The sequence below is a fragment of the Neisseria sp. P0001.S007 genome (genome assembly GCF_051963655.1).
GTDB classification, from domain to species: Bacteria; Pseudomonadota; Gammaproteobacteria; order Burkholderiales; family Neisseriaceae; genus Neisseria; species Neisseria subflava_A.
The window spans coordinates 1-14,351 of the sequence record NZ_JBQCUB010000010.1 but is presented as its reverse complement, the minus strand read 5'-3'; the positions used below and the strand labels follow the sequence as shown (position 1 = coordinate 14,351).

Here is a 14,351-nt window from a genome sequence, read left to right as displayed (position 1 = left end):
GCGAAATGAGAAAGGGAGCTACAACGCGGACTGGCTACGTATCTTGCTGGAAGACATTGTAGCACTGCGAAATGAGAAAGAGGCTATTCAAATAAAAAAGCACCACCTAAACAGGTAGTGCTTTCATATCAATTTGCTTATTCAGCAGAATCAGCTGCTTTTTCAACCAATTCAACCAATGCCAAAGGAGCATTGTCGCCTTTACGGAAACCGTATTTCAGTACACGAACATAGCCGCCGTTACGAGCAGCAAAGCGTGGACCTAATTCGTCAAACAATTTAACTACAACATCACGATCGCGAGTGCGGTCAAAAGCCAAACGACGGTTTGCCAAAGAAGGTTTTTTACCCAAGGTGATCAAGGGCTCAACTACGCGGCGCAATTCTTTTGCTTTAGGCAAAGTTGTCACGATGGTTTCGTGAGTCAACAAGGAATTCGCCATATTGCGCAGCATCGCAGCACGGTGGCTGCTAGTACGGTTTAATTTGCGGTTGCCATTACGATGACGCATGTCATTATCCTTTAATCTTCAAACTTACGGCTTTTCTAAGCCTACAGGCGGCCAAGCTTCTAATTTGGAACCTAATGTCAGACCTTTAGAGGCCAACACTTCTTTGATCTCATTCAAAGATTTACGACCCAAATTAGGGGTCTTGAGAAGCTCGGTTTCAGTACGTTGAATCAAATCGCCAATATAGTAAATATCTTCAGCTTTCAGACAATTAGCTGAACGTACGGTTAATTCCAAATCATCTACAGGACGCAGCAAGATAGGATCGATAGGAGGCGCTTTTTCTTCAACCTCTTCAACCGGAGTACCTTGCAGATCTGCAAAAATAGACATTTGGTCAATTAAGATACGTGCGGCACTACGTACAGCTTCTTCTGGATCAATAGAACCATTGGTTTCAATATCCAAAACCAATTTATCTAAATCCGTGCGTTGCTCTACGCGTGCAGGTTCAACTTCAAAGCTAACACGACTGATGGGCGAAAAGCTCGCATCCAACTGAATCGCACCAATCTGTTTATTCTCATCACGCAATACGCGACGGCCTGAAACAGATTGATAACCACGACCTTGCTCTACTTTAATTTCCATGTCGATTTGGCCATTGTCGGACAAGTGGCAAATAACATGTTCAGGATTGATGATTTCCACATCGTGTGGCAAATCAATATCACCGGCTACAACAGCACCGGCACCTGTTTTTTTCAAAGTCAACTGAACTTGATTACGACCGTGAAGCTTGAATACGATACCTTTAATGTTCAAGAGAACGTCAACAACATCCTCTTGAACACCATCAATAGTAGAGTATTCGTGCAATACGCCGGAAATAACTACTTCAGTTGGGGCAAAGCCATTCATGGATGACAGTAAGATACGACGCAAAGCATTACCTAAAGTATGACCAAAACCACGTTCAAATGGCTGCATAGACACCTTGGCCCGTGTGGAAGACAAAGTATCTACATCGATTTGACGAGGTTTCAAAAATTCGGTTGTGCTATTTTGCATTTAACTGTCCCTCATTGAGCTAGCATTATTTAGAGTAGAACTCTACCACCAGCTGTTCATTAATATCGCCAGACAATTCTGAGCGATCCGGCATATTTTTGAATACGCCTTCCAATTTGTCGGCATCAACAGATACCCAGCTTGGCAAGCCAATTTGAGTAGCCAGGCTCAATGCTTCTTGGATACGTACTTGTTTCTTAGCTTTTTCACGAACAGCTACAACATCACCTGCTTTAACTTGGAAAGAAGGGATATTAACAACTTGACCGTTTACGACGATAGCTTTGTGAGAAACCAATTGACGTGCTTCAGCGCGAGTAGAGCCGAAACCCATACGGTAAACGACATTGTCCAAACGAGACTCCAGCAATTGCAACAGCAGTTCACCGGTAGAGCCTTTACGACGAGCTGCTTCCGCGAAGTAACGACGGAATTGACGCTCTAATACGCCATAAATACGACGGATTTTTTGTTTTTCACGTAATTGCAAACCGTAGTCTGACAAACGTGGTTTTTTCGCACCGTGTTGACCAGGTGCAGAATCCATTTTACATTTGGAATCCAAAGAGCGACGTGCACTCTTCAAAAACAGATCCGTACCTTCGCGACGTGCTAATTTACATTTAGGGCCAATATAACGTGCCATGTTTTAAATCACTCCAATATTAAATACGACGTTTTTTAGGCGGACGGCAACCGTTATGAGGCAACGGGGTAACGTCAGTAATGCTGGTAATCTTGAAACCAAGAGCGTTTAAAGCACGTACAGAAGATTCACGACCAGGACCAGGGCCTTTAATGCGAACTTCTAAATTTTTAACGCCATACTCTTGGGCAACTTTACCAGCTGCTTCTGCTGCAACTTGTGCTGCAAATGGTGTACTTTTACGAGAACCTTTAAAACCAGCGCCGCCAGAGGTAGCCCAAGACAATGCATTGCCTTGACGGTCAGTGATTGTAATGATGGTATTGTTGAAAGATGCATGAACGTGCACAATACCTTCGCTTACGGTTTTACGTACTTTTTTACGTACACGCGAAGCTGTGTTTGCTTTAGCCATTAATCAAATTCCTTAAAATTTATTTCTTACCGGCAATCGCTTTGCGCGGACCTTTACGGGTACGAGCATTTGTGCGAGTGCGTTGACCACGACAAGGCAAGCCACGACGATGACGGAAGCCGCGATAGCAACCCATATCCATCAGTCGTTTAATGCTCATCGTTACTTCACGACGCAAATCGCCTTCAACTTCATATTTAGCAACTTGCTCACGCAAAGCGTCTAATTGAGCCTCGTCCAAATCTTTTGCTTTAGTAGTAGGAGCAATATTTGCTGCCTCACAAATCAATTTAGCACGAGTCGCACCAATACCATAAATAGCCTGAAGGCCGATTACGATATGGGCATTATTAGGGATATTTACCCCTGCAATACGAGCCATATTTTTTCCTTTTTAGGGCAAAGTATGTCACTATACCACAAAATCAATAGTTAAGAAAACTAGCTTCTTAACCTTGACGTTGTTTGTGACGTGGGTCAGTACAAATTACGCGAACTACACGATTACGACGAATAATCTTGCAATTGCGACAAATTTTCTTTACAGAAGGTTGTACACGCATTTTATTTCCTTTTATCGTTTATCTTGCTCGGAAAACAATCCGAGCACGGGTTAAATCATAAGGAGTTAATTCAACTGTTACCTTATCACCTGGAGAAATACGGATATAGTGCATCCGCATTTTGCCAGATATATGACCAAGTACTACATGATCATTTTCCAGTTTTACTTTAAATGTTGCATTGGGCAAAGTCTCAAGGATTTCGCCCTGCATCTGTATGGTATCTTCTTTAGCCATAAGCCTACTTACGTGACAAAGATTTCATATCTGGACGACTCATCAAGTCTTCATACTGACTACTCATTCGATATGAATTGATTTGTGTCCTAAAATCCATTGTAACGACAACCAAAATGAGCAGAGATGTTCCACCTAAATAGAAAGGAACCTTCAATGCTGTCGTTAAAAATTCAGGTATCAGACAGATTGTAGTGATATACAAAGCACCAAATAATGTCAGTCTCAGTACAACTTTTTCCAAATATCTAGAGGTTTGCTCACCAGGGCGAATACCTGGCACAAATGCACCACTCTTCTTCAAATTTTCAGCCATCTCTTTAGGGCTAAATACTAAAGCAGTATAGAAATAGCAGAAGAAGATAATAGTTGTGGCAAATAATACAATATATAAAGGCTGTCCGTGTTGCAGCATTGCAGCAACCTTATGAAGAACAGAATTCGTACTATTTGAACCAAACCAACCTAAAAGTGTAGACGGAAATAAAATGATACTGGAAGCAAAAATAGGAGGAATAACACCTGCCATATTTAGCTTGAACGGCATATGAATGCTTTGTCCTGGCATCATTCCAGAGCCAAACTGTCTTTTAGCATAATGCACAGGAACTTTACGCTGAGCACTCTCAAAATAAACTACAGCATAGATCAACAGCAAAATACCAATCACAATTGATACCGCCATCAACATACTCATAGAGCCTTGTTCAGTCAAAGTTAGCATCCGGACAATACCGGATGGAATACCCGATACAATGCCTGCTGTAATAATTAAAGAAATACCATTACCAATACCACGCTCGGTAATTTGCTCCCCTAACCACATCAGAAACATAGTACCTGTAACCAAACAGACTACTGTAGAAATATGAAACTCAAGCGAACTCGTTACAACAACACCTTGTTGATAAACAAATGTTGCAACACCAAAGCTTTGCAATACAGCCAATAATACCGTCCCATACCTAGTATATTTCGTAATTATTTTCCTACCAGCCTCACCTTCCTTCTTCAAAGCTTTTAAAGAAGGAACAATTTCAGAAGCAAGCTGAACAATAATCGATGCCGAAATATAAGGCATGATACCAATTGCAAATATACTAAAGCGCTCCAACGAACCACCCGAGAACATATTTAACATTCCGAATATGCCGTTTGCAGCGCCTTCGTATAACTTAGCTAATGCAACAGCATCTACGCCCGGTACCGGTATATGAGCACCAATACGGAAAACGACTAAAGCACCTAAAAGGAACACCAGACGTTTTTTCAGATCACCAAATTTGGATAATCCTGATAAAGATTGTTGATTAGCCACTGTAGTGCAAGCCTTATTCTTCTACTTTACCACCGGCAGCTTCAATAGCAGCTTTAGCACCTTTAGTAGCTTTTACACCTTTCAAGGTAACTGCTTTTGAAATTTCACCAGAAGCAATAACTTTTACATTAGAAGCAGTTGCAGAAATCAGACCAGCTTGTTTAAGAACCAAGACATCAATCTCGTTCACAGCAATCAGATTTAATTCACTCAAACGAACTTCAGCATTAGCGGCAGCAGTCAAAGATTTGAAACCACGTTTCGGCAGACGGCGTTGCAAAGGCATTTGACCGCCTTCAAAACCTACCTTGTGGAAGCCACCAGAACGGCTTTTTTGACCTTTATGACCACGACCACCTGTCTTACCCAAGCCGCTACCAATACCACGGCCTACACGACGACTAGCGTGAGTAGCACCCTCAGCAGGTTGAATAGTATTCAAAAACATATTAAGACTCCACTTTCAACAAGTAGCTGATTTTATTGATCATGCCACGGTTTTCAGGGGTATCCAAAACCTCTACAGTATGTTCACGGCGGCGCAAACCTAAACCACGAGCACATGCACGATGAGATTCAATTGTACCAATCAGGCTCTTAACCAATGTAACTTTAATCTTTTTTTGCTCAGTCATGGTTAGCTCCCAAAATATCTTCTACTGTCAAGCCACGTTTAGCAGCAATATCAGCAGGGGTATACAGTTTAGACAAACCGTCTAATGTAGCGCGTACAATATTGTAAGGATTAGTAGAACCATGTACTTTAGCTGAAATGTTATGGATACCCATAGCATCAAATACTAAACGCATTGGACCACCAGCTTTTACACCGCTACCTTCTTTAGCAGGTTGCATAAATACCTTAGTAGCACCATGACGGCCAATAACCTCATGATGAATAGTACCATTTTTCAAAGGTACTTTAATCATAGAGCGTCGAGCTTGATCCATTGCTTTTTGAACAGCAACTGGTACTTCTTTTGATTTACCTTTGCCCATACCGATGCGGCCATCACCATCACCAACAACAGTCAGTGCAGAGAAAGCCATGATACGGCCACCTTTAACTACTTTAGTCACGCGATTAACTGCGACCATCTTTTCAATCAGGCCGTCACCGCGTTCTTCAATTTCATGTTTTGCCATCTGAAAGTCTCCAAATATTAGAAGCTTAAACCATTTTCACGTGCAGCTTCAGCTAAAGCTTTCACACGACCGTGATATTGGAAACCTGAACGGTCAAAAGCAACTTTTTCAACACCCACTGCTTTAGCTTTTTCAGCAATACGCTTACCAACTACAGCCGCTGCTTCAACGTTGCTACCTGATTTCAGGCTACTACGTACTTCAGCTTCCAATGTAGAGGCTTGAGCCAATACTTTATCACCTTCAGCACTAATTACTTGAGCATAAATATGATTATTGCTGCGGAACACACATAATCTTACCATTTTCAAGTCCGCAATACGCGCACGGGTTTTGCGTGCACGACGGAGTCGGGTTGTATGTTTATCCATTAGTGAACCTCAATTATTTTTTCTTGGCTTCTTTCATCACTACTACTTCACCTACATAACGAACACCTTTACCTTTATAAGGCTCAGGAGAACGGAATGCACGAACTTCAGCAGCGACTTGGCCAACCACTTGTTTATCTGCACCAGTCAAAACGATTTCTGTTTGGCTAGGGGTTTGAACAGAAACACCTTCAGGCATTTCGTATACGATTGGATGAGAGAAACCCAAAGACAAGTTCAGAACTTTGCCTTGAGCTTGGGCACGATAACCCACACCAATCAATTGAAGTTTTTTCTCAAAACCTTCAGAAACACCCTTAACCATGTTATTAACCAATGCACGAGCAGTACCAGACATAGCATTAGCCTGTTTACTGTCATTTTTTGCAGCAAAAGTCAATTTACCATCGTTCAGTTCAATAGCAACATCGGAATGCAAAGGAAAAGACAATTCGCCGTTTTTACCTTTGATAACCAATGCATCTGTTCCGAATTTTACTTCTACACCAGCAGGAACAGTCACTGGGTTTTTTGCGACGCGTGACATTTACTTTTCTCCACTAGGCTACGATGCACAACAACTCACCACCAACACCCTCAGAACGGGCTTTGCGATCAGTCATTACACCTTTAGAAGTACTAACAATAGCGACACCCAGGCCATTCATTACGCTAGGGATCTCACTTGATGCTTTGTAAATACGCAAACCTGGACGTGAAACACGTTTAATTTGCTCAATCACAGGACGACCTGCATAGTATTTCAATTGAATTTCCAATACCGGTTTTGCATCAGCAGAAACCGCAAAATCCTCGATATAACCTTCTTCTTTCAAAACTTTTGCAATTGCACATTTCAGTTTAGAGGAAGGCATGGCAACTACTGCTTTATTAGCACGTTGCGCATTGCGAATACGAGTCAACATATCGGAAATAGGATCATGCATACTCATTATTTATACTCCTATTACCAGCTAGCTTTAACAACACCAGGGATCTCGCCACGCATAGCGATTTCACGGATTTTAATACGGCCCAAACCAAATTTACGGAAAGTGCCACGAGGACGACCTGTTAAAGCACAACGACGACGTTGACGTACAGGTGCTGCATTACGAGGAATGGATTGAAATTTCAAACGTGCTTCAAAACGTTCTTCTTCAGTCGCATTAGCATCATTAATAACAGCGAAAATTGCCTCACGTTTAGCTGCAAACTTTTTCGCCAATGCTTGACGTTTCAGCTCACGATTAATAAGTGCTTTCTTAGCCATGATTATCCTTTAAACGGAAACTTGAACAGTGACAACAAAGCTTTCGCTTCTTCATCAGTTTTTGCAGTAGTTGTAATAGTAATATTCAAACCACGCAAAGCATCGATTTTATCGTATTCAATTTCCGGGAAAATAATTTGCTCACGAACGCCCATATTGTAATTGCCACGACCATCAAATGATTTACCGCTTACACCACGGAAGTCACGTACGCGAGGCAACGCAATAGTAATCAAACGATCCAAGAATTCAAACATTTGATCACGACGCAAAGTTACTTTGCAACCAACTGGATAGTTATCACGGATTTTAAAACCCGCGATAGATTTACGAGCAACAGTAACAACTGGTTTTTGACCAGCAATTTTCTCTAAATCAGAAACAGCGTGTTCCATAACTTTTTTATCAGCAACAGCTTCACCCACACCCATATTCAAGGTGATTTTTTCAATACGTGGAACTTCCATTACTGATTTGTAACCAAATTGTTTAACCAATTCAGGAACAACTGTATCTTTATAAAACTCTCTCAAACGAGCCATGTTATCTCCTTATGCTCCAATGATAGAGCCATTTGATTTGAAGAAACGAACGCGTTTAACTTTGCCTTCATTTTCAATCAGCTTAATACCAACACGGTCTGCTTTATTAGTTTCCGGATTCAGGATTGCAACATTAGAAATATCCAAAGGCATTTCTTTAGTAATAATGCCACCCTCAATACCGCGCATTGGATTAGGTTTTTGATGGCGTTTTACAACATTAACACCCTCAACAACAACTTTATCACCCAATACTCGAACTACTTGACCTTGCTTACCTTTATCTTTACCGGTAATCACTACAACCTGATCGCCTTTAATGATTTTATTCATCGCGCTATTCCTTATAATACTTCAGGCGCCAATGAAACGATTTTCATAAATCGCTCAGTACGCAATTCACGGGTTACCGGACCAAAAATACGAGTACCCAGAGGTTCAAGTTTATTATTCAACAACACAGCAGCATTGTTATCGAATTTAATTAACGCACCATCAGGACGACGCACACCTTTAGCAGTACGAACAACTACCGCATTGTATACATCACCTTTTTTGACACGACCACGTGGGGCTGCATCTTTAACTGCAACTTTAATAATATCGCCAACAGAAGCGTAGCGACGCTTAGATCCGCCTAATACTTTGATGCACATTACGCGACGCGCACCAGAGTTATCAGCCACATCTAAGATGGTCTGCATTTGAATCATATTAGTACCTTTAAATTAACCAACTTAATTTACCACTTTCATATAACTCGCACCTTACTTTAAGCTGCTTATTAAATGAAACCATCACGGTTCTAGTAAACCAGTCTTGGATCCCGAAGGGAGAGAAACTTCCATAAGAAGCTGGAAGATAAGAAACGAAGTTTACACGCAAATTAACTTTGCTGCAAGACTTCGTTTCTTATTAAGCTACATTACTGTGTTTTAAATCAAACAGTACGCGCTTTCTCAACCAATTCTTTTACAACCCAAGACTTGGTTTTTGACAAAGGACGAGATTCCTCGATTACCACTACATCACCAATGCCATATTGATTGTTTTCATCATGAGCATGGATTTTAGTTGATAAACGAATAATTTTACCGTACAAAGGGTGTTTAACTTTACGTTCAACCAATACTGTAACAGTTTTGTCCATTTTGTCGCTTACCACTTTGCCTTGCAAAGTACGAACATTTTTAGCTTCGCTCATTACTTAGCACCTTTTTCAGTTAAAATGGTTTTAATACGAGCAATATCGCGACGTACACGTTTCAACTCGCTAGATTTACCCAACTGACCGGTTGCATTTTGCATGCGTAAGCCAAACTGAGCTTTCAACAAGTCCAACAAATCAGAGTTTAATTGCTCAATAGATTTGTCTTTCAATTCATTTGCTTTCATTATTGACCCACCTGTCTTACTACAAAGGTTGTAGGAATAGGCAATTTGGCAGCGGCCAATTCAAATGCTTCACGAGCCAAAGACTCAGGAACACCGTCCATTTCGTACAATACTTTGCCTGGTTTAACTTCAGCAATGTAATATTCCACATTACCTTTACCGCCACCCATACGAACTTGGATAGGTTTCTCAGTAATTGGTTTATCAGGGAATACACGGATCCAAATACGACCGCCACGTTTAATATGACGAGTCATAGTACGACGAGCAGCTTCGATTTGGCGGGCAGTCAAACGACCACGGCCTACGGCTTTCAAACCGAACTCACCGAAACTTACTTTGTTACCGCGAGTAGCAATACCGGTGTTACGGCCTTTTTGTTGCTTGCGATATTTCAGTCTAGTTGGCTGCAGCATTACGTCCACCTGCCTTTCTTTGTTTCTTCTCATGCTCAGGTTTAGAAGATTTAATATTACCTTCTGTATAAACCCAAACTTTCAGACCCAGTACACCATAAGTAGTGTGTGCTTCGCTAGTTGCATAATCTACGTTCGCACGCAAAGTATGCAAAGGTACACGACCTTCACGGTACCATTCGCTACGAGCGATATCAGCACCATTCAGACGGCCTGAAGTCATGATCTTGATGCCTTTAGCACCAGAACGCATTGCATTTTGCATTGCACGTTTCATAGCGCGACGGAATTGAACACGTTTTTCAAGCTGCTGGGCAATACCATCAGCAATGATTTGCGCATCCAATTCAGGACGACGAATCTCTTCAATATTTACATGAACAGGCACACCCATCAGAGCTTGCAAGTCACGTTTCAAGATTTCGATATCCTCACCTTTTTTACCAATAACCACACCTGGACGAGCAGAGTGAATGGTAATACGCGCAGATTTTGCAGGACGTTCGATCACTACGCGACCAACTGAAGCATTGGCCAGTTTTTTACGCAAGTAATTACGAACATCAATATCTTGTTTCAAAACAGTAGAAAAGTCGGTGCTTTTAGCAAACCATTTTGAAGCCCAGTCTTTAGTTACCGCCAGGCGAAAGCCTGTAGGGTTAATCTTTTGTCCCATAGCTTTTCCTTAGTTGCCCACTGTCACATTAATATGACAAGTTTGTTTCTCGATGCGGTTACCGCGACCTTTGGCACGAGCTTGGAAACGTTTCAAGCTTGGGCCTTTGTCAACAAAGATAGTTACCACTTTCAATTCGTCAATATCAGCACCATTGTTGTGCTCGGCATTGGCGATTGCTGATTCCAATACTTTTTTAATCAGCTCAGCACCTTTTTTAGGGCTGAATGCCAAGATATTCAAAGCTTGAGCAACGTCTTTACCACGAATTAAATCAGCCACCAAACGAGCTTTTTGAGCTGAAATACGGGCGTTTTTATGTTGTGCACTTACTCTCATGATTCACCTTATTTCTTTTTAGCCTTTTTATCAGCCAAGTGGCCTTTAAAGGTACGGGTCAATGAGAACTCACCTAATTTATGACCAACCATATTGTCGCTGATGAACACAGGCACGTGAGTGCGACCGTTGTGAACAGCGATAGTTAGACCGATAAAATCAGGCAAAATGGTAGAACGACGTGACCAAGTTTTAATTGGGCGTTTGTCGTTGCTTGCACGAGCAGCATCTACTTTTTTCAGCAAATGCAGGTCTACATATGGGCCTTTTTTTAATGAACGAGCCATACTAATTAACCTTTATTTGAGTAACGACGACGAACAATCATGTTATCCGTGCGTTTGTTATTACGAGTGCGGTAGCCCTTAGCAGGAGTACCCCATGGGCTAACCGGTTCGCGAGCCTCACCAGTACGGCCTTCACCACCACCATGTGGGTGATCAACAGGGTTCATTACAACACCACGAACGGTCGGACGAATACCACGCCAGCGGTTAGCACCAGCTTTACCGATTTTTTTCAGGCTTTGTTCTTCGTTACCAACTTCACCGATAGTTGCACGGCAATTTACGCTAATTTTGCGTACTTCACCAGAACGCAAACGAACTTGTGCGTAAGCACCTTCTTTTGCAAGCAATACCGCAGAAGCACCAGCAGAACGCGCAATTTGCGCACCTTTACCTGGTTTCATTTCGATACAGTGAATAGTTGTACCAACAGGAATATTGCGGATCGGCAGAGTGTTACCTACTTTGATAGCAGCCTCAGCACCGGAAACCAATACTGCACCTGCTTGAATACCACGAGGAGCAATGATGTAGCGACGCTCACCATCTGCATAGCACAACAGTGCGATAAATGCAGTACGGTTAGGGTCATATTCGATACGCTCTACTTTCGCAGGGATACCGTCTTTGTTACGTTTGAAATCTACAACGCGGTAATGATGTTTATGGCCACCACCTTTATGACGGGTAGTGATATGACCATTGTTGTTACGACCGGCAGTAGAATTTTTCTTTTCCAGCAGAGGCGCATAAGGTGCACCTTTGTGCAAACCTTCTGTTACCACGCGAACCATGCCGCGACGGCCTGCAGAGGTCGGCTTCATTTTAACGATTGCCATTTTGTTTATTCCTTATCTGCAGCTGCAGCAGCGGCTTCCAAATCCAACTCTTGACCGGCAGCCAGGCTTACATAAGCCTTTTTAACATCGCTGCGACGACCTAAAGTACGACCAAAACGTTTAACTTTACCTTTAATGGTAACAGTAGTAACGTCTGCAACTTGAACGCCGAACAGCAGCTCAACAGCCGCTTTAATTTCAGGTTTGGTTGCATTTGCCAAAACTTTAAACGTCATTTGGTTACGTTTTTCAGCCAATACGTTGCTTTTTTCAGAAACGATAGGTGCCAAGATTACTTGAGTCAAACGTTGTTGATTCATACCCATTGCTCCTCTAATTGTGCAACTGCATCTTTAGTGATAACGACTTTTTTGTAACGCAGCAAGCTGTAAGGATCAACTTGTTGAGCTTCCAAAACCAATACGTTAGGCAAGTTGCGTGAAGCCAAGTAAACATTCTCGTCGAGCTGTTTAGTTACAAACAGAACTTGCTCCAAACCCAAGTTCTTCACTTGTTCGGCAAAAACTTTGGTTTTAGGAGTTTCAGCAGTCAATGCTTCGATTGCAAACAAACGTTCATCACGAGCCAGTTGGGATAAAATAGTCGCCATACCGGCACGATACATTTTACGGTTCACTTTTTGAGTGAAGTTTTCGTCAGGTTTGTTTGGGAATGCACGACCACCTTTACGCCACAGCGGAGAAGAAGTCATACCAGAACGAGCACGACCGGTACCTTTTTGGCGCCATGGCTTTTTAGTAGAGTGGTTTACTTCGGCACGAGTTTTTTGAGCACGATTACCAGAACGGGCATTTGCCAAGTAAGCAGTAACCAGTTGGTGAACCAAAGCTTCATTGTATTCACGAGCAAACAAAGCATCAGAAACAGCCAAGCTGCCAGATACTTGTCCTTTAGCGTCAATTACTTTCAATTCCATTACGCACCTACTTTCACGCTAGGACGAACCACGACGTCGCTGTTAACCGAACCCGGAACAGCACCTTTAACCAACAAGAGTTGGCGTTCAGCATCAACACGTACAACTTCCAATTTTTGAACAGTTGCTTTAGTGTTACCGTATTGACCTGCCATACGTTTACCAGGGAACACGCGACCAGGGTCTTGTGCCATACCGATAGAACCAGGAACACGGTGAGAACGGGAGTTACCGTGGGAAGTACGTTGAGCACCGAAGTTATGACGTTTGATCGTACCAGAGAAACCTTTACCTTTAGAGGTACCGGTTACATCTACCAATTGACCAACTTCAAACATAGAAACGGTAATTTCATCACCGGCTTTCAATTCAGCCAGTTTTTCTTCAGTCAAAGCAAACTCAACCAAACCGCGACCAGCTTCAACACCTGCTTTAGCAAAGTGACCGGCTTCAGTTTTGTTGACACGATTAGCTTTTTTCTGACCAAAGGTAACTTGTACAGCAGTGTAGCCGTCAGTATCTTTGGATTTCACTTGTGTAACGCGGTTGGCAGACATATCCAAAACGGTTACCGGAACAGAAACACCCTGTTCGTCGAACACGCGAGTCATACCAACTTTGCGTCCAACCAGACCTAAAGTCATGATTATTTTCCTTTTAAGTAAAGGGGCGGGCTACGATTGGCCTGCCTTTCAGACAAAGTTAAACTTGATACGGATGTACCAAGTCCGCCATTATAATTGACAAATCAAAGAAATATCAACAAAAATTTCAATTTTACTTCTTAAACCCATCATTTTTTTCGGATGAAGTGTTGCCAAATATCTGAAAATTTTCAGACGGCCTAAGAATTCTATAAAAAACCGAACAGCCAAGCTGTTCGGTTTTTTAGTTCTTATTGAACTTTAATTTCTACATCCACACCTGCTGGAAGATCCAGTTTCATCAGTGCATCAGTAGTTTTGTCAGTCCAATCCACGATGTCCATCAGACGCAAGTGGGTACGGATTTCCAATTGTTCACGAGAAGTTTTGTTCACGTGAGGAGAACGCAAGATGTTGAAACGTTCGATTTTAGTTGGCAAAGGAATCGGACCTTTAACAACAGCGCCAGTACGTTTGGCAGTTTCAACAATTTCTTGCGCAGAACGGTCAATCAGACTGTAATCATAAGCTTTCAGGCGGATACGGATTTTTTGGTTTGCCATTTATCAATATCCCTCAATTAAGCAATTACAGAAGAAACCACACCCGCACCTACGGTACGACCACCTTCGCGAATCGCAAAGCGCAGACCTTCTTCCATAGCGATTGGCGCAATCAGTTCTACAGTAATGGTTACGTTCTCACCTGGCATTACCATTTCTACGCCTTCTTCCAAAGTAACTGCACCAGTTACGTCAGTAGTACGGAAGTAGAATTGTGGACG

General features: G+C 42.2%; 29 protein-coding genes and 1 pseudogene. All 30 read right to left on the bottom strand.

Annotated elements, in window-relative coordinates:
- Positions 1–137: 137 nt before the first annotated feature.
- Positions 138–512 carry a 50S ribosomal protein L17 gene (gene rplQ / locus ACTHRE_RS09160; protein WP_070608381.1) on the bottom strand — a complete coding sequence of 125 codons (375 nt, stop codon included), beginning with the start codon at positions 510–512 and terminating at the stop codon, positions 138–140.
- 24 nt (positions 513–536) lie between these two features.
- Complete coding sequence (locus tag ACTHRE_RS09155; protein WP_070608379.1) at positions 537–1,523, bottom strand: DNA-directed RNA polymerase subunit alpha; 987 nt, start codon at positions 1,521–1,523, stop codon at positions 537–539.
- 25 nt (positions 1,524–1,548) lie between these two features.
- On the bottom strand, positions 1,549–2,169 hold the full coding sequence (gene rpsD / locus ACTHRE_RS09150) for a 30S ribosomal protein S4 (protein WP_039863983.1): 621 nt from the start codon (positions 2,167–2,169) through the stop codon (positions 1,549–1,551).
- 19 nt (positions 2,170–2,188) lie between these two features.
- Positions 2,189–2,584 carry a 30S ribosomal protein S11 gene (gene rpsK / locus ACTHRE_RS09145; protein ID WP_002216249.1) on the bottom strand — a complete coding sequence of 132 codons (396 nt, stop codon included), beginning with the start codon at positions 2,582–2,584 and terminating at the stop codon, positions 2,189–2,191.
- A gap of 19 nt (positions 2,585–2,603) precedes the next feature.
- Positions 2,604–2,966, bottom strand: coding sequence for a 30S ribosomal protein S13 (rpsM, locus tag ACTHRE_RS09140; RefSeq protein ID WP_003749295.1), 363 nt, complete (start codon positions 2,964–2,966; stop codon positions 2,604–2,606).
- A 67-nt stretch (positions 2,967–3,033) separates the two neighbouring features.
- A complete protein-coding gene (rpmJ, locus tag ACTHRE_RS09135; RefSeq protein WP_003697674.1) occupies positions 3,034–3,147 on the bottom strand; it encodes a 50S ribosomal protein L36 in 114 nt (37 codons plus the stop codon).
- A gap of 18 nt (positions 3,148–3,165) precedes the next feature.
- A complete protein-coding gene (infA, locus tag ACTHRE_RS09130) occupies positions 3,166–3,384 on the bottom strand; it encodes a translation initiation factor IF-1 (protein ID WP_003684714.1) in 219 nt (72 codons plus the stop codon).
- A 4-nt stretch (positions 3,385–3,388) separates the two neighbouring features.
- Complete coding sequence (secY, locus tag ACTHRE_RS09125) at positions 3,389–4,702, bottom strand: preprotein translocase subunit SecY (RefSeq protein ID WP_070645680.1); 1,314 nt, start codon at positions 4,700–4,702, stop codon at positions 3,389–3,391.
- Between the two features lie 13 nt (positions 4,703–4,715).
- On the bottom strand, positions 4,716–5,150 hold the full coding sequence (rplO, locus tag ACTHRE_RS09120; RefSeq protein WP_070645682.1) for a 50S ribosomal protein L15: 435 nt from the start codon (positions 5,148–5,150) through the stop codon (positions 4,716–4,718).
- 1 nt (position 5,151) lies between these two features.
- Positions 5,152–5,337 (bottom strand): 50S ribosomal protein L30, encoded by a 186-nt coding sequence (rpmD, locus tag ACTHRE_RS09115; RefSeq protein ID WP_003684808.1) that lies wholly within the window; start codon positions 5,335–5,337, stop codon positions 5,152–5,154.
- Entirely contained in the window at positions 5,330–5,848 is a 519-nt protein-coding gene (gene rpsE, locus ACTHRE_RS09110) for a 30S ribosomal protein S5 (RefSeq protein ID WP_003684704.1), read from the bottom strand. The genes rpmD and rpsE overlap by 8 nt, the downstream gene beginning before the upstream one ends.
- A gap of 17 nt (positions 5,849–5,865) precedes the next feature.
- The gene (gene rplR, locus ACTHRE_RS09105; protein ID WP_003749287.1) at positions 5,866–6,219 is read right to left on the bottom strand and encodes a 50S ribosomal protein L18; all 354 of its coding nucleotides are present in this window, start codon (positions 6,217–6,219) and stop codon (positions 5,866–5,868) included.
- Positions 6,220–6,232: 13 nt separating this feature from the next.
- Entirely contained in the window at positions 6,233–6,766 is a 534-nt protein-coding gene (gene rplF / locus ACTHRE_RS09100; RefSeq protein WP_070645683.1) for a 50S ribosomal protein L6, read from the bottom strand.
- A gap of 13 nt (positions 6,767–6,779) precedes the next feature.
- Positions 6,780–7,172 carry a 30S ribosomal protein S8 gene (gene rpsH, locus ACTHRE_RS09095; protein ID WP_063075320.1) on the bottom strand — a complete coding sequence of 131 codons (393 nt, stop codon included), beginning with the start codon at positions 7,170–7,172 and terminating at the stop codon, positions 6,780–6,782.
- Positions 7,173–7,186: 14 nt separating this feature from the next.
- Positions 7,187–7,492: a 30S ribosomal protein S14 gene (gene rpsN, locus ACTHRE_RS09090; protein ID WP_003684736.1), complete on the bottom strand. Its 306-nt coding sequence runs from the start codon at positions 7,490–7,492 to the stop codon at positions 7,187–7,189.
- 2 nt (positions 7,493–7,494) lie between these two features.
- Entirely contained in the window at positions 7,495–8,034 is a 540-nt protein-coding gene (gene rplE / locus ACTHRE_RS09085) for a 50S ribosomal protein L5 (protein WP_003684750.1), read from the bottom strand.
- A gap of 9 nt (positions 8,035–8,043) precedes the next feature.
- Complete coding sequence (rplX, locus tag ACTHRE_RS09080; protein ID WP_036493506.1) at positions 8,044–8,367, bottom strand: 50S ribosomal protein L24; 324 nt, start codon at positions 8,365–8,367, stop codon at positions 8,044–8,046.
- Positions 8,368–8,378: 11 nt separating this feature from the next.
- Positions 8,379–8,747 carry a 50S ribosomal protein L14 gene (gene rplN / locus ACTHRE_RS09075; protein ID WP_002215434.1) on the bottom strand — a complete coding sequence of 123 codons (369 nt, stop codon included), beginning with the start codon at positions 8,745–8,747 and terminating at the stop codon, positions 8,379–8,381.
- 227 nt (positions 8,748–8,974) lie between these two features.
- Positions 8,975–9,238 carry a 30S ribosomal protein S17 gene (rpsQ, locus tag ACTHRE_RS09070; RefSeq protein ID WP_003684766.1) on the bottom strand — a complete coding sequence of 88 codons (264 nt, stop codon included), beginning with the start codon at positions 9,236–9,238 and terminating at the stop codon, positions 8,975–8,977.
- Entirely contained in the window at positions 9,238–9,429 is a 192-nt protein-coding gene (rpmC, locus tag ACTHRE_RS09065) for a 50S ribosomal protein L29 (RefSeq protein ID WP_003684705.1), read from the bottom strand. The genes rpsQ and rpmC overlap by 1 nt, the downstream gene beginning before the upstream one ends.
- Positions 9,429–9,845, bottom strand: a complete 417-nt coding sequence (rplP, locus tag ACTHRE_RS09060) for a 50S ribosomal protein L16 (protein ID WP_003684741.1) — start codon at positions 9,843–9,845, stop codon at positions 9,429–9,431. The genes rpmC and rplP overlap by 1 nt, the downstream gene beginning before the upstream one ends.
- Complete coding sequence (rpsC, locus tag ACTHRE_RS09055; protein ID WP_003684753.1) at positions 9,829–10,521, bottom strand: 30S ribosomal protein S3; 693 nt, start codon at positions 10,519–10,521, stop codon at positions 9,829–9,831. Before rpsC ends, rplP begins: the two co-directional genes overlap by 17 nt.
- Before the next feature lie 9 nt (positions 10,522–10,530).
- The gene (gene rplV, locus ACTHRE_RS09050) at positions 10,531–10,860 is read right to left on the bottom strand and encodes a 50S ribosomal protein L22 (RefSeq protein ID WP_003749277.1); all 330 of its coding nucleotides are present in this window, start codon (positions 10,858–10,860) and stop codon (positions 10,531–10,533) included.
- 8 nt (positions 10,861–10,868) lie between these two features.
- Positions 10,869–11,147, bottom strand: a complete 279-nt coding sequence (gene rpsS, locus ACTHRE_RS09045) for a 30S ribosomal protein S19 (RefSeq protein WP_002215422.1) — start codon at positions 11,145–11,147, stop codon at positions 10,869–10,871.
- Between the two features lie 5 nt (positions 11,148–11,152).
- The gene (gene rplB / locus ACTHRE_RS09040) at positions 11,153–11,986 is read right to left on the bottom strand and encodes a 50S ribosomal protein L2 (protein ID WP_003684813.1); all 834 of its coding nucleotides are present in this window, start codon (positions 11,984–11,986) and stop codon (positions 11,153–11,155) included.
- 5 nt (positions 11,987–11,991) lie between these two features.
- Complete coding sequence (gene rplW / locus ACTHRE_RS09035; RefSeq protein WP_002243944.1) at positions 11,992–12,306, bottom strand: 50S ribosomal protein L23; 315 nt, start codon at positions 12,304–12,306, stop codon at positions 11,992–11,994.
- Complete coding sequence (gene rplD, locus ACTHRE_RS09030) at positions 12,303–12,923, bottom strand: 50S ribosomal protein L4 (RefSeq protein ID WP_003684798.1); 621 nt, start codon at positions 12,921–12,923, stop codon at positions 12,303–12,305. Before rplD ends, rplW begins: the two co-directional genes overlap by 4 nt.
- Positions 12,923–13,567, bottom strand: coding sequence for a 50S ribosomal protein L3 (rplC, locus tag ACTHRE_RS09025; RefSeq protein ID WP_004464584.1), 645 nt, complete (start codon positions 13,565–13,567; stop codon positions 12,923–12,925). Before rplC ends, rplD begins: the two co-directional genes overlap by 1 nt.
- Positions 13,568–13,818: 251 nt before the next feature.
- Complete coding sequence (rpsJ, locus tag ACTHRE_RS09020; protein WP_002642322.1) at positions 13,819–14,130, bottom strand: 30S ribosomal protein S10; 312 nt, start codon at positions 14,128–14,130, stop codon at positions 13,819–13,821.
- 17 nt (positions 14,131–14,147) lie between these two features.
- A pseudogene (locus ACTHRE_RS09015) lies at positions 14,148–14,351 on the bottom strand (hypothetical protein); the annotation flags it as partial.

What these genes read in the sequence shown, in the direction of transcription:
- rplP (WP_003684741.1), bottom strand. Translation starts at nt 9,845, where the DNA reads ATGCTGCAGCCAACTAGACTGAAATATCGCAAGCAACAAAAAGGCCGT.
- rplW (WP_002243944.1), bottom strand. Translation starts at nt 12,306, where the DNA reads ATGAATCAACAACGTTTGACTCAAGTAATCTTGGCACCTATCGTTTCT.
- rpsS (WP_002215422.1), bottom strand. Translation starts at nt 11,147, where the DNA reads ATGGCTCGTTCATTAAAAAAAGGCCCATATGTAGACCTGCATTTGCTG.
- rplF (WP_070645683.1), bottom strand. Translation starts at nt 6,766, where the DNA reads ATGTCACGCGTCGCAAAAAACCCAGTGACTGTTCCTGCTGGTGTAGAA.
- rpsC (WP_003684753.1), bottom strand. Translation starts at nt 10,521, where the DNA reads ATGGGACAAAAGATTAACCCTACAGGCTTTCGCCTGGCGGTAACTAAA.
- rpsH (WP_063075320.1), bottom strand. Translation starts at nt 7,172, where the DNA reads ATGAGTATGCATGATCCTATTTCCGATATGTTGACTCGTATTCGCAAT.
- rpsJ (WP_002642322.1), bottom strand. Translation starts at nt 14,130, where the DNA reads ATGGCAAACCAAAAAATCCGTATCCGCCTGAAAGCTTATGATTACAGT.
- rpsE (WP_003684704.1), bottom strand. Translation starts at nt 5,848, where the DNA reads ATGGCAAAACATGAAATTGAAGAACGCGGTGACGGCCTGATTGAAAAG.
- rplE (WP_003684750.1), bottom strand. Translation starts at nt 8,034, where the DNA reads ATGGCTCGTTTGAGAGAGTTTTATAAAGATACAGTTGTTCCTGAATTG.
- rplR (WP_003749287.1), bottom strand. Translation starts at nt 6,219, where the DNA reads ATGGATAAACATACAACCCGACTCCGTCGTGCACGCAAAACCCGTGCG.
- rpmC (WP_003684705.1), bottom strand. Translation starts at nt 9,429, where the DNA reads ATGAAAGCAAATGAATTGAAAGACAAATCTATTGAGCAATTAAACTCT.
- rplQ (WP_070608381.1), bottom strand. Translation starts at nt 512, where the DNA reads ATGCGTCATCGTAATGGCAACCGCAAATTAAACCGTACTAGCAGCCAC.
- infA (WP_003684714.1), bottom strand. Translation starts at nt 3,384, where the DNA reads ATGGCTAAAGAAGATACCATACAGATGCAGGGCGAAATCCTTGAGACT.
- rplN (WP_002215434.1), bottom strand. Translation starts at nt 8,747, where the DNA reads ATGATTCAAATGCAGACCATCTTAGATGTGGCTGATAACTCTGGTGCG.
- rpsN (WP_003684736.1), bottom strand. Translation starts at nt 7,492, where the DNA reads ATGGCTAAGAAAGCACTTATTAATCGTGAGCTGAAACGTCAAGCATTG.
- rplX (WP_036493506.1), bottom strand. Translation starts at nt 8,367, where the DNA reads ATGAATAAAATCATTAAAGGCGATCAGGTTGTAGTGATTACCGGTAAA.
- rpsD (WP_039863983.1), bottom strand. Translation starts at nt 2,169, where the DNA reads ATGGCACGTTATATTGGCCCTAAATGTAAATTAGCACGTCGCGAAGGT.
- rplB (WP_003684813.1), bottom strand. Translation starts at nt 11,986, where the DNA reads ATGGCAATCGTTAAAATGAAGCCGACCTCTGCAGGCCGTCGCGGCATG.
- ACTHRE_RS09155 (WP_070608379.1), bottom strand. Translation starts at nt 1,523, where the DNA reads ATGCAAAATAGCACAACCGAATTTTTGAAACCTCGTCAAATCGATGTA.
- rpmJ (WP_003697674.1), bottom strand. Translation starts at nt 3,147, where the DNA reads ATGCGTGTACAACCTTCTGTAAAGAAAATTTGTCGCAATTGCAAGATT.
- rpsK (WP_002216249.1), bottom strand. Translation starts at nt 2,584, where the DNA reads ATGGCTAAAGCAAACACAGCTTCGCGTGTACGTAAAAAAGTACGTAAA.
- rpmD (WP_003684808.1), bottom strand. Translation starts at nt 5,337, where the DNA reads ATGACTGAGCAAAAAAAGATTAAAGTTACATTGGTTAAGAGCCTGATT.
- rplD (WP_003684798.1), bottom strand. Translation starts at nt 12,923, where the DNA reads ATGGAATTGAAAGTAATTGACGCTAAAGGACAAGTATCTGGCAGCTTG.
- rplC (WP_004464584.1), bottom strand. Translation starts at nt 13,567, where the DNA reads ATGACTTTAGGTCTGGTTGGACGCAAAGTTGGTATGACTCGCGTGTTC.
- rplO (WP_070645682.1), bottom strand. Translation starts at nt 5,150, where the DNA reads ATGTTTTTGAATACTATTCAACCTGCTGAGGGTGCTACTCACGCTAGT.
- rpsQ (WP_003684766.1), bottom strand. Translation starts at nt 9,238, where the DNA reads ATGAGCGAAGCTAAAAATGTTCGTACTTTGCAAGGCAAAGTGGTAAGC.
- rplV (WP_003749277.1), bottom strand. Translation starts at nt 10,860, where the DNA reads ATGAGAGTAAGTGCACAACATAAAAACGCCCGTATTTCAGCTCAAAAA.
- rpsM (WP_003749295.1), bottom strand. Translation starts at nt 2,966, where the DNA reads ATGGCTCGTATTGCAGGGGTAAATATCCCTAATAATGCCCATATCGTA.